The organism is Fluviicola sp., assembly GCF_030151805.1.
Classification (GTDB): Bacteria; Bacteroidota; Bacteroidia; order Flavobacteriales_D; family Crocinitomicaceae; genus Fluviicola.
Map to the genome: position 1 here is coordinate 15,427 of NZ_JASLCN010000046.1, position 15,716 is coordinate 31,142.

The following is a 15,716-nucleotide window of genomic DNA, read 5'->3' on the forward strand; positions in this document are numbered from 1 at the left end:
TGTTATCCGCCAATTTTAAAGCTCAGGTTGGTAACCAGGAATAGAATGAACAGCGGTATAATCAAAAGAGCGCTCGTCTGGATCAAATCAACTCCAATGTATTTTGTTTGTCCGTTTTTGTTGTGTTTTATGATAATAATAATCGTAGTCCAGACCCAGAATACCAAGATCGAAACGGCACATACCATAAGATGAATGACTCCGTCCAGGAAATCGTGCTGAACAGCCAGAGCAATAAAAAAACTCAGAATCACACTCCCCAGATAAACCAAAACAACCGGAATGAGTAATTTGTGCTTCGGTGCGTTCATGATCTTGTGAAACCAGATCAGACATGCGGCGAAAGCAATGAGGTTTAGAATGATAGCCATAGATAGAAGTTAATCGTAATTCCTGTAAACATACTATTTCTTTTTTTATGTCTATATCTCGATACTCGTTTCGTTCCTCAGCGCACTAGATGAGACATAAAAGAGGTTCCTTTAGAATTCGTCCTGATGATTTTGTTTGCATGTTCGAATTATTCCAACCATGTCGGTTCGAGTTCCCGACCTTCGTCGGGAGTATCGAGAACGACATGACAGATTTATCGATGCTTTTTCGACAGAATAAAAAGCATTATTTTAGCCTAAAGCATGCTGTATGAACAGTTCCTCCCTTTTACACGATTACATCCTGTCACTTCCCGAAGTGACCGAAAAACCCCATTTCGAAAAACGCTCATACCGGGTAAAGAAGAAAATCGTAGCAACCGTGAGTGAAAAAGAAGAATTCTTCGTCGTGAAACTCACCGGTTTGCAGCAATCCGTCTTTTGCAAATGGGACGAAAGCGCTTGTCATCCGGTTCCCAACAAGTGGGGATTGCAAGGCTGGACACGGGTTTATTTCGAAAAAGTAGATGCGGATTTCCTGAAAGATATCGTCAAAACATCCTATCTGAATGTGGCTCCGAAGAAATTGGCGGATTTGATTTTAACAGATGAAAAATAGTCAGATTTTCAAAAGAGGGGTATCAATGATAATTCGGTTTTTCATACTCAAATTGTGAATGCCGAATGCTTCCATCAAAAGGTTTAGAATAATTCTTGCCATATTTCAATCTTAGCTGTGTTTTGTAATTCCCTTTGAAAATAGAAGCGAGTGTAATCACAATTTCATTGGGTGGTAAAATGATCTTGCCAACACCATTTCCACAGCCATAAGTAAATCTTTGTTCTATTGGTCGCCAATTCCCTTTTTTATCTTTTGCTTCCATGATGAGAGGAAGAATTTCTCCGTATCCAATTAAAATAGGTTCAGAATCTTTATTTGTTAACATAACAGGATAAGAATCGGCTACTTTTCTGGATGTATTTACCTGGATTTCAATGTTGACGGAATCCGAATAGTGATAATGACTTTTTCTACCCCATTCAATATGATATTTCTGGAATGGTTCATGGGGATTAATTACTTCTTGTTTTTTGCCTTTAACATCGTCTGAAAAAACTTCAAGCGGTATATGGTTGAAGATGATAAAGCTAGTGTAAATAGTGTCTTTATATTTTCCGATATAATTGAAGTGATACTCTCCTGTAGACTGCCATGTGGGGGCTTTTTCTCTGAAAATTTGGTAAACTACTTCTAACCCGAGAGTATCAAATACTTTGGGAAATGGAGTTGGTTTTTCCGTTTGCTGAAAGTTCGGGTGTTTGTTATTCTGGTTACAGGCACTTAGAATAAGGGAGCAAATAAGTGCCGAAAAAGGAATGCGAATCATAAAAGGTGATTTAGTTTTACCAATATAAGTAAAAACGCTTACTCCTCATTCTTCTTAAACATTCCACCCACCTCTTTAGACAAACGCTGAATCGTTTCAACACCTGCTGCCAGCGGGCTTCCGGTCATATCGTCGTAAGCCGCGTAGGACAAATCAGACAAGCTTTGCGAAGGATACACAAAAATGCGATCGAGTTTCGGATTCTCTTTCTCAATGCGCTGAGGCAAATATTCCATTCCCGGGAAAGCAGAAACCGATCCGGAACGGGCAAAAACGGAAATCAACAACTGGTGCTCATTGAAACCGATAATCTGCGGTAAAGCATCTTCCGGAGATTCAATCGGGTAATGAGTCAGATCCGCGCTGAACTTCCGGTGCGTGCGGTAAGCCTTGAATTTTTCAAAGGTTTCGCGCGTACTGTACACATCAATGTCGAGATTCAATTCTTTGGCAATCCGCATCACGCGTTCCAGCCACTGCTTGCAATCCTGTTCCAATTCGGCATAAACCGGACAGACAACCGAGATTTTCCGGTAACTGGAAAAAGCATGATTGAACCGGCAGAAGAAAACCGTTTTTTCGCAGACATTCAATAAATGCTCCCTGTCGTCACCAATCAAACGATTCAGGAAATTGATCTTCGAATTGTCATTGATCAGAACGATGTCGGCAACCAATTCTTTTGAAACACGGGCAATTCCGCTTGATAAATTGTGATCAATCGTTGCCATGGCATGCACATTGATCTCTCCGCTGCTGTAATGCGTAATGAAATCATCAATGTGTTTTCTCGAACGACGGATCCGCATTTCTGCTTCCTCGTCATTTTCCAGGACACTAACAACGGAAATGGGATTCATCACCGATTTATCCGTGATCAGTACCGAAAAATCAAGCAGCGGTTCGTTTCCTTTTAATTCATTGGCAGCCACCAAAACGTGCTGACTGCGCATCGAAGGACCTTCCAGAGGTTCGTTTTTCGTTTGCGCGATGCGTAGTTTTTTACCGGCATTTTCCGTTACGAATGAAGCGGTCATGCTGGTAATCAGAATCAGGATCACTGTTCCGTTGACAATCTCAATATTCAGAATGCCCATCGTATAGCCCACGTTGATCACCGCCAACGTTGCAGCCGCATGAGCCGTACTTAAACCGAAAATGACTTGTCTTTCCGGTCTGCTTAATTTGAAGATCAATTGGGTAATCCATGCCGCCAAAAACTTGCTGAAAATAGCGAAGGTGCTCAAAATTCCGGCAATAGCCCAGGCCCACGGTTCGTTCGCCAACGCTTTTACATTGACCACCATCCCGATGGAAATCAGGAAGAAAGGAATGAACAAGGCATTTCCCATAAACTCAATCCGGTTCATCAGGGTAGAAGAGTGAGGAACCAATCGATTCATGACCAAACCTGCAACGAAAGCCCCGATAATGGCTTCGATTCCCGCTACTTCAGCTAAAAACGCTGCGAAGAACAAAACGGAAAGTACGTAAATGAACTGCGACGATTTTTCGGATTCCAGTTTACTGAAAAACCACCTGGAAATTTTGGGAACTCCCCAAAACATAATCAAGCTGAAAATCGAAAGGGTGATGGCTAAATGTGCTAAAACTCCGGTATTGATCACTCCGTTGTCGGAGCCCGAAATCACCGCGAGAATAATCAAAACGGCCGTATCGGTCAGAATCGTTCCGCCAACAGCAATGGCAACCGCCTCCATTTTGGAAATTCCGAACTTGGAAACGATCGGGTAGGCCACCAGCGTATGGGTCGCAAACATACTTGCAGTCAGCAAACTGGCAATTTCACTGAGTCCCAAAGCATACCGGCAAGTCGGATATCCCAACAAAAGCGGAATGAAAAAGGTCAGTGCTCCGAAAGTCAGTGATTTGTTCCGGTAACGTCTGAACTCCTGCATATCGAGTTCCAAACCGGCCATGAACATGATGTATAATAAGCCGATTTTGGCAAACATGTTCACAAATCCGGTCTTCATATTGGCCTCCGAAATGAGCTGAAATCCGTTTGGTCCGATGATGACTCCTGAAATAATCAAGCCGATCAGTGCCGGGATTTTGACCTTTCTGAGAATAATCGGAGAGAACAAAATAATGAGCAGAAGCAGTGAAAAAGTAAGGATAGGATTCTCAAGCGGCAATTTGAATTCACCAATCAAACGTTGAAATTCTCTGGAGAATTGTTCGAACAAACCCGCCATATTTTCTGGATTTAATTCCGACAAAATTAATCGCATTTTTGACCAAGACTCTACAATCGTTTAAAAAAAGACCCGGAAATTTTTTTCCGGATGATGCAAACAGGATGGAATGTCCTCCGGTGTGAATAAATATTCTCCTTTGGAACAAGTGCGTTTTATTATCTTTGCGACCGGTTAAAGCAACTTCCGGAATTGAAAATGTGCTTTTGGCATCGTTTTTGAAATCCGCCTTAAATTAAAACTTAATTGTATGAAACATTTCTTTACCTTTTTTGCCCTGCTATTGATCTCTCAGTTAACGCTTGCACAACAGAACAGCAACCTGGTTTTCTTTTCTGAGCAGGGACAACAATTCTATATCATTTTGAATGGAATTCAACAAAATGCGAATCCGGAAACGAATGTGAGAGTTACGAATCTGATTCAGCCTTTTTACAAAGTAAAAGTGAAATTTGCAGATGGATCAACTCCTGATATTGATAAAACCATCAATTTTGAACAGGGGACAGAAACAACGTATGCAATTAAAAGCACCAACAAAGGGGAAATCGTTTTGAGATGGATGAGCGACGTTCCGATTGCGCAAGCTCCGCGCCCTGCGGCAAACCAGCAGGTGATTGTTTATCATACAACACCTCCAACCGTTACTCAAACAACAGTTATTTCCAGTTCAACAACTACAACAACGAATCCTGCTAACACAGGTGGAATCAATATGGGAGTCAATGTAACTGATCCGGGGAACGGTGGTGGAAACATCAATATGAATATCCAGGTGAGTGAAAACGGAATGAATACCAATTCTCAAAGCACAACTACGACGTATTCCACAACGACTACTTCCACAAACACCAATACCAATGTCGGAACGGTTCAAACTGGGTATGTCATGCCGGGATATACAGGAAATGTTGGATGTAACGGTTATCCGATGGATGAAACGCGTTTCAATCAAGTGGTTCAGTCAATCGAATCAAAAGGATTTGACGATTCCAAACTGACAATGGCGAAACAAGTCATCAATACCAATTGCATGAAAAGCAGTCAGGTAAAACGTTTGATGACGTTGTTCAATTTTGAAGACACCCGTTTGGAATTGGCGAAATACGCTTACGGTTATACCTACGATATCGGGAATTATTACCAGTTAAATGATGCTTTCAAATTTGAATCAAGCATCGAAGAATTGAACGATTATACCAACGGTTTCAAGAGATAAGAGTCTCCGGATATAGAAATTGAAAAAGTCCTGACATGATCGTCAGGACTTTTTTTATGGTCGATTACCATCTTAAAATTCCCCTTCAGCCTTATTCCAAATAAATTGAAAACTGCGTATTTCCTCTAATATTACTTGTTTTGAATCACCAAACTAAGGTTTTAGAATAAGTACTGAAGGGGTGTTCGTTAGCCACAAGCTTTGCGTTTCAACTGCTTTTTTCCAGCTGTCGTGACTGATAAGCATCAAATCCTGCTGACTCATAAAATCTTTGTCCAAACGCGGTTCTGTTTGCAAAGAAATATGATTGGGAGCAACTTGTTCGATCATGCGGATAGACTCTTTTAACTCAGGGTGCGTTTTTACGATCCCCGAAGAATCAATGATGACCACGCGCGCATTGCTGTGATGGATGAGTTTTTGAGCATAAACCAACAAGAAACTATCGTGGATGGAGAAAATAGGTAGAAACACATTTTCTACTTTTTCCAGGTTTTTGTCGATCACAATTCCTACCGGAAGCTTGGCGTTTTTAATCAATTGACGTGTACGCTCATCAAAAATGGTGTTTTCGAAAAGCGGCTCTTTCCCCGTAATGGTTTCATACAAACGCTCCGGATTGATCAGTTTGGTTGTGAATCCGAGAATTCTGCCCAAAAGTGATCCTTCGAAAACCGATCTTCCGATTCCGATCAATAACAAATCGAAATTCCCTGCGTTGGATGTGTCCGTAATTTCCTTGTCAATATCCACAGTCGGTTTGAACAAGGTAACAACCGGAATGCGCAATTCTTTAGATTCTTCGCTGATGGGTGCAAAGCTTTCACGTTCATATTCTTCAGCATTGAACTGGTTCAGATCATTACTCAATGAAACGTGCAATGCGGTGATGTTTGCATTTTCCGGTGATTTGCGGATGAAGCTGTTTGCCAGGCGAAGCAATGTACGGCCTCTTTCCGGGCTTCCGAATGACAGTAAAATAGAATACTTGGTTGACAATTCCTGCGTGCTGTTGATTTGTTCTTCCGTTTTCTTCTCAGGCATAAAGCGATTGATGAGATCGAGCAGCGGACCGGTCATAAATGTGGTGATCAAGGCCATAATAACGAGCATCGCAAAGATTTCATCTGAAAGAACCCCCAGGTCGTACCCGATATTCAGTACAATGAGTTCCATCAAGCCGCGGGTGTTCATCAGCGCACCGATGATCAGGCTGTCTCTCCAGTTTTGTCCTACGAATTTGGCTGCAAGTGCCGATCCAAGGAACTTTCCGGTTGTTGCTACTGCAATGATCAAAAGTGCAATGGACCACAAATGCCAGTCGTTCAACAATCCGATTTGTGTTCTTAATCCGGTAAATACAAAGAAAAGCGGAAGCAGTAAAAGCACCGAAACATCTTCTATTTTTTCAATGAAAATCGTTCTGAAATTCATGTTGGAAGGCATGATTACTCCCGCCAAAAATGCTCCGAACAAGGCATGTATTCCGATTACTTCCGTCGTAAATGCAGATATCAATAACGTAATGAAGAAGATCGCCACAACCGGTTTGCTCAGACTTTCCTTGTTGGAATATTTATCCCCCAATCTTTTTAAGAAAGGCTGAACAAACTTCAGCATGATAAGCACATAAGCAATTGCCATGAAAATAATGTAGATCGAACTCAAAACAGAGCCTGCTTTTACAATCGCGATCACGGCTGCCAAAATGCACCATGCGGTAATATCATCCGCCGCTGCACAAGTAATCACGATAGAGCCCAGTTTTGTTTTACTCAAACCTCGTTCCTGAACAATCCGTGCAAGTACCGGGAAAGCAGTAATACTCATAGAAATTCCGATGAATAACGAGAAAGAAAGGAAGTTTACATTATCAGGAGCGAATTCCGAGTAGATCAGGTAAGCCAGACCTACTCCCAGGGAGAACGGGAAAATAATGCTTGCGTGACTGATTACAACGGCATCATTCGCTTTATTTCTAAGGGTTTTGAGCTCCAGTTCCATTCCAACCACAAACATGAACAGAATCAGACCGATCTGACTCAGGAATTTCAGGTTGTCCATTGATTTTTCCGGGAACACGAAATGTGAAAATTCCGGGAAGTACATTCCGATAAAAGATGGTCCGAGGAAAATTCCGGCAATGATTTCTCCGATAACTGAGGGCTGACCGATCTTTTTACAGAAAAACCCGAAAATCCGCGCTACAACTATGATTGTGACGATTTGCAAAAGTAAAATTGCTAGTGGATGCGTCAGGTTGTGATAATACGTTTCGGTAAATTGTTGCCAGGTAGAAGCGGTTACTTCCGGTTTGAACGTGGTTACTTTTCCTTTTTCCAAAGCTCCTCCAGAAGCGATGACTCCAAAGATCAAAGTAGCGAAACCACCAATGGTTAGAATGTAAAACAACAGATTTTTGAGATTGCGCATATCCTGAAATTTTTAGGCAAAAATAAATTTGTCTGTCAGGAAGGAAAAGTACTTCTTTTAAGAATGTACTGAAACGCCTTTTTATTGTACTAACTTGAGAGCTACTGTTGTTGAAACGCTTCGAGAAAGGATTTCCGGTAGTTTTCACTCAGGTTAAACTCTACGTATTTTCCTTCTTCATTTCGCAGTTTGCTGATGACAAAATCACCCTGGTAGCCCTGGATGAAATCGGTAGAAATCAATTCAGACTTTGAAATACGGACGAAAGAAACGGCATCCAATTCCTGGAGCAGCTGATCGAACGATTTGTTTTTTACCACCAATTGATCCCCGTTTTCCAGCAACAATAATTTGTCTCTGCGGTCGTACGTGTCCGTGGAAAAAGAAACGATCTGAGATTGTTGAATGGACAATTTTCCTTTGTTGGTGTTGACCGTCCACGTAGCGTGAGATTTTAATTGTTCGATCTGAATATGCACTTTTTCGATTGCGCGTGCCAAACGTTCTCTTTGAACAGGTTTTCTCAAATAATCAATCGCCTCCACGTCGAAAGCATCTGCGGCATATTCGTTGTGCGCCGTAGTGAAGATGATCGGCACGGATTTCAGTTCCCGGGCAACTTCCAGCCCGGTCAGGCTTGGCATCACAATATCTGAAATACAGAAGTCGAATGCTAGGTTTTTGATCTCGGCAAGGAAAATGAGCGGATCGTCGAATGCTTTCACGACTTCAATTCCGGGAATCGAATCGCACAAAGTGCGCAAGTATGCAAGCGCCAGTAATTCGTCGTCCAATAATACAACCCGAAGTGTTTTATCCATTTAATTGCAGCTTTAACTGAGCATGAAAAACGGGTTTTTCATTTTTCAGAGTGAGTTGATACGCATTCGGATAAGCTATTTTCAATCGTTCTTCCAGGTTTTTCAGTCCCAAACCACTTCGTTCTTTTTTCAAAGGGGCTCTTTCCGAAATCCGGTTGCTGACTTCCAGGAGAAATTCTCCGTCTTTGATCTCCAGGTGAATGGAGATAAATGATTCGTTTTTTTGAAAATCGGTGTGTTTGAATGCGTTTTCGATCAGGTCGATGGTGATTAAAGGTAAAATCTTCAGGTTACCGATCCGTTCGTCATCCAGATTGATGGTATTCCGGATCCGCAAATCAAAAAGCGGACTCAGTTTGAGCCGGTTGATCTCGATGAAATTTGCTGCAAAATCCATTTCTTCCCGCAGACTCACAAGGGGTTGATCGCTTTCGTAAAGCACATAATCCAGAACACCCGAAAGTTTGTCCATGGAATAATACGTCTGATAGGCATGAGATTGAATCGAATTCAATGCATTTTTAAACAGGTGCGGATTCAGTTTGTACCGGATCGAACTCAATTCGTTGGAATGAACCTGCGTGTTCAATTCCTGATTTTTCAAACTTAATTCCCGGTTGCTTTTCCTGGAATCTCTCAATTTCACATAGAGCATCCTGCAGTAAACCGCAAGCGCCAGAAAGAGTACTGAAAGGGAAAAAAGTGCAATTGAAACCATCATTTGAACTTCGAAGATAGCGATTTTGAGAATTTTATCACGCAGGATTGTTTGGTATTACAAATTATACTTTTGAAATAAAGTGTTGTTTTCTGGAGTTTTTACAAACGCGAAGAAGCGAAGAGCTCAAAGGGATAAATGAAATAATTCAATCATTTTCCTTAAATTGAAGCAGTACCATAATACGATTGGCATTCAACAATCTATGAGATCAAATGATTCTTTGCGTTTCACTTGAAAGGCAATGAAACTGATTGACTTTTTTATTTCTGGTGAGGTCATTTCACCTGTTCGAAAAGTAGCAATTTATCATGTAAAGATGCTTGACTTTCATCTGATTTATTCCTTTTCGAGGATTAATCTACTAATTTAATGGAATATTAACATCTGTTTTTTCAACATTCGGGAATCTTTTTCTTTTTTTTCACTAATTTCGCACCCATAAATTTTATAATCAAGGACTATGTCATACTTGTTTACCTCAGAATCTGTTTCTGAAGGACACCCGGATAAAGTAGCGGATCAGATCTCAGATGCGCTAATTGATAACTTTATGGCTTTTGACCCGACGTCGAAAGTCGCTTGCGAAACCTTAGTAACGACAGGACAGGTAGTTTTGGCCGGAGAGGTAAAAACGAATACATATTTGGATGTTCAGACGATTGCTCGTGAAGTGATCCGTAAAATTGGATATACCAAGTCTGAATACATGTTTGAAGCGAATTCTTGTGGAATTCTTTCTGCCATTCATGACCAATCTTCTGATATCAACCAGGGAGTTGACCGCAAGGTTTCAAATGATGATTTTGAAGCGAAAGCAGAAGCTCAGGGAGCTGGAGACCAGGGAATGATGTTTGGTTACGCAACGAAAGAAACTGAAAACTACATGCCATTGGCTTTGGATTTGGCACACAATATCTTACAGGAATTGTCCCGAATCCGTAACAACGAATCCCATATTATCGCTTATTTGCGCCCGGATGCAAAATCCCAGGTAACAATCGAATATTCTGATGATAATGTTCCGCAGCGTATTGATACAATTGTTGTTTCTACACAGCACGATGATTTCGGAACAGAAGCTGAAATGTTGAAGAAAATCAATGACGATATCGTGAACATCGTCATTCCTCGTGTGAAAGCGAAATTGAAGCCGGAATTGCAAGCGTTGTTTAACGATCAGATCACTTACCATATCAACCCGACAGGAAAATTCGTTATCGGAGGACCTCACGGAGATACAGGTTTGACAGGTCGTAAGATTATCGTTGATACTTACGGTGGAAAAGGTGCTCATGGTGGTGGAGCTTTCTCCGGAAAAGATCCTTCTAAGGTAGACCGTTCTGCAGCTTACGCTACGCGTCATATCGCAAAGAATTTGGTTGCTGCAGGTTTGTGTGATGAGGTGTTGGTACAAGTTTCTTATGCAATTGGTGTTGCTAAGCCTTGTGGATTGTTCATCAACACGTACGGAACTTCGAAAGTAAATATGACTGACGGTGAAATTGCTAAGAAATGTGCGGAGATTTTCGACATGCGCCCTTATGCAATTGAGCAACGTTTGAAATTGAGAAACCCGATTTATTCTGAAACTGCTGCTTACGGTCACATGGGGCGTAAGAATGAAGTAGTGAAGAAAACATTCAACGCTCCTGACGGAACGCAGGTTGTAAAAGAAGTTGAATTGTTCACTTGGGAGAAACTAGACTTTGTAGATAAAGTAAAAGCTGCTTTCGGATTGTAAGAAAGAGCTCAACAGCATATAGAAACCCCGGCTTCGAAAGAAGACCGGGGTTTTTTGTTACCTTTTTGTAAGATTGTATTCTATAGGAAAATAAGTCCTGTTGGTTTGGATTTATTTGCAAGTAGTTTATGGTAATTTGGTAAAATCACAGGGCTTTTGCTCTGTGATTTTTTATTTTCATACAATTTTGACGAATTAACAAAATAGTCGTACAAATCCGACGATAAATTTGTATCTTTCGAATAACTAATAACCGGAAACTATGGCATTGAATGAAAGTGAAAATATTAGAAGTTGATTCGAATCAGTTGATTAACGCAGAGATAAGGGTGGGCGGAAAAAAGGAAATGCCTTCATTAACCAATGGTTGGTCATTTGATTTTAGTAAACATAGCCTTGCAAAAGGAAAACGAGCGTTTGTTCTGGTAAGAGAAGAATCTTCAACTATTATTGAAGGATGTATGATTTTTTCAATCCATGAAACTTTTGGGGCATTCATGGATTACCTGGAAGTTGCTCCTCATAATTGGGGACGTGAGGGAAAGCATAAAAGAGTAGCTGGTTGTTTGATTGCATATGCTTGTCGGTTGAGTTTTAAAGAAGAAATTGGTTTCAATAAAGGGATTTTAACTTTTAAGGCTTTTGCTAAGCATGAAGACTCGGAGCGGTATCTTGAAGACCTGTATCGAACAAAATATATGGCTGCCAGGAATCCGTTTGGCTATATGGAAATTTATCCTGACCAAAGTGAACTTCTTATCAGTGAGTATTTGAATAATGATTTAATATAAAAGACTATAACATGAAGAAAAACAGAAATAAAATAGACATTGAATTTGATGATATTATCGGGAATCCTGATTATGAACATAAATTGACTGAGGCAGAACAGGATCAAGTCCGGGAATACAGAGAAAATTTGTATAACAAAAGGTCTAAGGAAGATAAGATTAAAGATATTTTATTAGGTTTTCGATTTTCATTGATTGATTATATTGAAAATGAAAATCCTAAAGAAATCATTCAATTAGGGCAATTCTTGTATGAATTATTAGACCAGATAAAAGTTAGAAAGGGAGCATTTGCCGAATATATTGAGATTTCTCCGCGAAATATTAATAAATACTTCAATGGAGAGCGAAAATTTGCGATAGAACATCTTTTGAAGCTGGAAAAGCTGTTTAATGTTCATGCGGAAACATTGTTGGAAATTCAGCTTAAGAATGAGCTGATCCAAATGAAAAAAGCTCATAAAGGTGAATACGATAACTATAAGTTGGAAGATCTGTTATCGGCTTAGGAAAATAAGATATTGTGAATGATTGAATTTACAACATCTTCGACGCCTGAACCAATTTCAGTTCCCCGTAAGTCACTTTATCGCCCAATTCATCTTTGATTGTTCCAAGAGATTTTCCTTCGGTTCCTTCCAGGTAAGTTTCAATCTCACTGATTCGTTTCGGATCTAAAAGAGCTGTGATGTCGATTTTTTCCTGGCGGATCAGTTTGACGAAATGTCCTTCAATGGTTGAAACACCTAACTGACGTTCGCGGGCGATTTCTTCCATTGTTTTCCCTTGTTCGTACAATTCAAACGTGGTTTCGTACGTGTCTTTCTTAACCACTTTTTCCTCTTTAACCTTTTTCTGTTTGACGAGTTGAACGACATCGGTGTATTCTTCTTCCATCATTTCATCGAGCATCGAACGGTTTGCTCTTAATTCCTGCTGAATGCTGTGACTTTTTGCAATAACATAATTGGTCAGCTCCGGAGCTTTGATTGTTTCTTTGGTAAATGGTTTTTGGTTGGCCACAGCTTCCATCAATAAGCGTGCTTTCATCAAACGATGAACAACTCCTACCACTTCCTGTTCCAATTCTTCCAGTTCGTCATGATAACTCTTCGTTTTTTTGATTTTAGAAAGCTCGTAGCGCCTTTTCATAATCGAATAGACTTGTGCATCCAACGGCTTAAAGAAATACAGGTAAGCGGCCTGTACGCGTTCATGAACAAATGTCCAGTCGGGATTTTCTTTGGAAAAGATATTGGTCAGTTGGTTTTGGAATTTGCGTGCAGCGTCAAAAGTGGTTTGCACCGTTTGCAGCTGATTGGCTGCCCAGGATTTGTCTTTTCCTTTTTCGGTTTTTGGTCCCTGAAGTTTGAGGCCTAATTCAAAAGTTGCCCATTTAGTGGTGTAATCGTACCAATCGAAAGCCTGAAAAAGACTTGTATAAATGAATCGGGCGGTTTCCCTGTCGAGAAACAATTTCATTGCATCTTCCGGGGCTTTGTTGGAAGAATAGGAAACCACCTGCTGGTCGTTGATCAAGCCATTCATAGACAGTGGTTTCAAAAGAACCAGCCCGGAAAGACTGCGAAGTCTTGATAGCGCAACATAAGCTTGTCCGGGAGCAAAAACCTGGGAAACGTCCAGTACTGCTTTATCGAAAGTTAATCCCTGGCTTTTGTGAATGGTAATCGCCCAGGCAAGTTTAATGGGGTAATGCACAAAGGTTCCGAGTATTTCCTCTTCAATCTCACCGGATTGTTCATTGAGTGAATATTTGATGTTGTTCCATTCGTATTTCTCCACAACGATGCTTCGCTTTTCATCTTTGAAGAAAACTTCAATTTCTTCGCTGGTCAGGGATTTGATAACTCCCATTTTCCCGTTGTAGAAGTTTTTCTCAAAAGACATGTCATTCTTGATGAACATGATCTGCGCCCCGACTTTCAATTCGGTCTCTTTTTCTAACGGAAACAAATGAGGGGGGAAATCGCCCTTGATCTCAGCTGAATATGTCACGGATTTTTCCACAAGTGAATTCAATGCCGTAGCGTTTAGCTGATCTGCTTTTGAGTTGTGTGTTGTTAAGGTAATATATCCTTCTTCTTTGGTGGAGTCGAAATGCGGATTGACATACTTTTCCAGCAATTTCTGATCTTCAGAAGTGATTTCATTGTTCCGTAAATGATTCAGAAGGTCGATAAACAATTGGTCGTCCTGGCGGAAAATCTTATCCAGCTCGATGTAAACCGGAGCTTGCTCCTTGAAAACATGTGCGTTGAAAAAGAAAATTCCGTGATAATGATTTTTAAGTAAGTTCCATTCTTCCGGTTTGATAACGGGAGGAAGCTGCAATAAATCGCCGATAAACAATACCTGAACTCCCCCGAAAGGATCGTTGTTTCTGCGTACATTTCTCAAAGTCCAGTCAATTGCATCCAATAAATCGGCACGCAGCATCGAAACTTCGTCAATGATCAGTAATTCAACACTCCGGATGAGGTTTTGCCGGGTTTTATTGAAATGAAAATGACGTTTCAGTGTTTCCTTCGATTCAAACTTGGTGTTTCCATTCACCAATCCTTCCGAAACAAATTCAGGAATGAATGAACTGAAGGGAAGCTGAAAGAACGAATGGATGGTAACACCTCCGGCATTTAAAGCTGCAATTCCGGTAGGAGCAACAATGACAGTGTTTTTATGAGTTGTCTCTACAATCTTCCGGAGAAGGGTTGTTTTCCCTGTTCCGGCTTTCCCGGTTAAAAAAACGGGACTGTTTGTTTGATTGATAAATCGTTCAGTGAATTCCGCAGGATTACTGATTGTTTCGTTGTTTTTCATGACTTACTTGAAGTTAAGCAAAATTAGCGTTATCTACAAGCTGACATACAATCTTTCTTCAGGGTTTTGTTAAATGCTGCTTGAATATGTAATGCATACTCAAATCGAGGTAATCTTTGTAGATATAATAGATGAAATCTTCGCGAATTTGAATGTGCTCGGGGAAGATGTGTTTTTTGATTTGGACTTCGCTTTCAATTTTTCCGTTCGCCAGGTTGATCTTTTTTAAATACGTCAATCCGTCATTTTCGAAACGGGCATATACCTGTGTTTTTTCAATATTCGGGATGAGTTCGCTTTTCCAGCCTCTGAAGTATTGGTAAGAAATAGGGAAGCTTCTGACGCGCAAACCGGATTTTGTGAAAACGATCGCAGAATCATTGACATGATCAAAAATAAACAAGGAATCGTTGAGTTCAAATAACGGAGCGTATAAGGGTTTAAAAACAATGAAGTTGTAAAATTGTTGTGTTGCCCAGCGATCGCGCTCTTTTTTCAGTTCGCTGTATTTATTCGAAAGATTGTCGGAATGATTGGCATCAGACTGCCGGAGGATTTCACTAACTGTGAGTTTATTGTCTTTTTGGTAATCCTTCAGCTGCCTGCTTTTTTGTCGGTCCTGGCACACGTAAAGTAACTTGGTGCTTCTTGTTTTCTTTGTGATCAAGCGGTAATCCAGGTATTGATTCTGGTAGAGGTAAGACCGGATAATGATGGAAGTGTCGTCGGAGTAAGAACAGTTATCAATTAACCCGATGGCTTTGTAATAAGGTACCGGGGAGAAAATACCAACTGATTCTCCGACAACAGAAGTTTCATAAATACTGTCTTTATAAACTAAGTGAACCCTTCCTCCACAATCCTGGCGCAGTTGTTTGGGGTGTTTCCGGATTGTTGTTTCATAGATTTTGTCTCCCATCGGATTCAGGTGTCTCAGGAAGTAGTTGTGTTCGTCACTACAGCAAAGCAACATATTTCCGTCCGGTTGTATTTTGAAATCCATTACATTGGCTTGTTTTCTCGGATAGGCCCAGAAAATATCGTTGGCGGTGATGGTTACTTCTTCCAATTGTGTTTCTTTGGACGTCATCACAATAGAAAGCCTCAAGGTGTCTTTCCACTTTTCCGGAAAAAGAAGCATGTCTTCGAATTCATTGTATAATCCGCTTTTTAC

The 15,716-nt window shown here is 40.6% G+C and carries 13 protein-coding genes; 5 read left to right on the forward strand and 8 right to left on the reverse strand.

Going from position 1 to position 15,716, the window contains the following annotated elements; genetic code table 11:
* Positions 1-2: 2 nt before the first annotated feature.
* The gene (locus Q1V93_RS01770) at positions 3-371 is read right to left on the reverse strand and encodes a hypothetical protein (protein ID WP_300660659.1); all 369 of its coding nucleotides are present in this window, start codon (positions 369-371) and stop codon (positions 3-5) included.
* A 271-nt stretch (positions 372-642) separates the two neighbouring features.
* Here Q1V93_RS01770 and Q1V93_RS01775 point away from each other — a divergent pair, with 271 nt between their 5' ends.
* Positions 643-990: an MmcQ/YjbR family DNA-binding protein gene (locus tag Q1V93_RS01775; RefSeq protein WP_300660662.1), complete on the forward strand. Its 348-nt coding sequence runs from the start codon at positions 643-645 to the stop codon at positions 988-990.
* A 22-nt stretch (positions 991-1,012) separates the two neighbouring features.
* Here the strand turns inward: Q1V93_RS01775 and Q1V93_RS01780 are convergent, their stop codons facing one another.
* Both Q1V93_RS01780 and Q1V93_RS01785 read right to left on the reverse strand, forming a co-directional pair.
* Positions 1,013-1,759: a hypothetical protein gene (locus Q1V93_RS01780; RefSeq protein WP_300660665.1), complete on the reverse strand. Its 747-nt coding sequence runs from the start codon at positions 1,757-1,759 to the stop codon at positions 1,013-1,015.
* A 38-nt stretch (positions 1,760-1,797) separates the two neighbouring features.
* The gene (locus Q1V93_RS01785) at positions 1,798-3,978 is read right to left on the reverse strand and encodes a cation:proton antiporter (protein ID WP_300660668.1); all 2,181 of its coding nucleotides are present in this window, start codon (positions 3,976-3,978) and stop codon (positions 1,798-1,800) included.
* Between the two features lie 250 nt (positions 3,979-4,228).
* Here Q1V93_RS01785 and Q1V93_RS01790 point away from each other — a divergent pair, with 250 nt between their 5' ends.
* Positions 4,229-5,197 (forward strand): DUF4476 domain-containing protein, encoded by a 969-nt coding sequence (locus Q1V93_RS01790; protein WP_300660670.1) that lies wholly within the window; start codon positions 4,229-4,231, stop codon positions 5,195-5,197.
* A 153-nt stretch (positions 5,198-5,350) separates the two neighbouring features.
* On the opposite strand, the gene Q1V93_RS01795 is transcribed toward Q1V93_RS01790, so the two are convergent.
* The 3 genes from Q1V93_RS01795 to Q1V93_RS01805 form a co-directional block, all read right to left on the reverse strand.
* The gene (locus tag Q1V93_RS01795; RefSeq protein ID WP_300660673.1) at positions 5,351-7,630 is read right to left on the reverse strand and encodes a cation:proton antiporter; all 2,280 of its coding nucleotides are present in this window, start codon (positions 7,628-7,630) and stop codon (positions 5,351-5,353) included.
* A gap of 101 nt (positions 7,631-7,731) precedes the next feature.
* Entirely contained in the window at positions 7,732-8,451 is a 720-nt protein-coding gene (locus tag Q1V93_RS01800) for a LytTR family DNA-binding domain-containing protein (RefSeq protein ID WP_300660676.1), read from the reverse strand.
* Positions 8,444-9,169 carry a histidine kinase gene (locus Q1V93_RS01805; protein ID WP_300660679.1) on the reverse strand — a complete coding sequence of 242 codons (726 nt, stop codon included), beginning with the start codon at positions 9,167-9,169 and terminating at the stop codon, positions 8,444-8,446. Before Q1V93_RS01805 ends, Q1V93_RS01800 begins: the two co-directional genes overlap by 8 nt.
* Positions 9,170-9,632: 463 nt before the next feature.
* Here Q1V93_RS01805 and metK point away from each other — a divergent pair, with 463 nt between their 5' ends.
* The 3 genes from metK to Q1V93_RS01820 all read left to right on the forward strand — a co-directional run bounded on the left by metK (position 9,633) and on the right by Q1V93_RS01820 (position 12,213).
* Positions 9,633-10,913: a methionine adenosyltransferase gene (gene metK / locus Q1V93_RS01810; protein WP_300660680.1), complete on the forward strand. Its 1,281-nt coding sequence runs from the start codon at positions 9,633-9,635 to the stop codon at positions 10,911-10,913.
* Positions 10,914-11,185: 272 nt separating this feature from the next.
* Positions 11,186-11,704, forward strand: a complete 519-nt coding sequence (locus tag Q1V93_RS01815) for a hypothetical protein (protein ID WP_300660681.1) — start codon at positions 11,186-11,188, stop codon at positions 11,702-11,704.
* Positions 11,705-11,715: 11 nt separating this feature from the next.
* Complete coding sequence (locus Q1V93_RS01820; protein ID WP_300660682.1) at positions 11,716-12,213, forward strand: helix-turn-helix transcriptional regulator; 498 nt, start codon at positions 11,716-11,718, stop codon at positions 12,211-12,213.
* Positions 12,214-12,241: 28 nt separating this feature from the next.
* On the opposite strand, the gene Q1V93_RS01825 is transcribed toward Q1V93_RS01820, so the two are convergent.
* The gene (locus Q1V93_RS01825; protein WP_300660683.1) at positions 12,242-14,542 is read right to left on the reverse strand and encodes a helix-turn-helix domain-containing protein; all 2,301 of its coding nucleotides are present in this window, start codon (positions 14,540-14,542) and stop codon (positions 12,242-12,244) included.
* Between the two features lie 58 nt (positions 14,543-14,600).
* On the reverse strand, positions 14,601-15,716 hold a 1,116-nt coding region (locus tag Q1V93_RS01830; RefSeq protein ID WP_300660684.1), incomplete at its 5' end, for a hypothetical protein.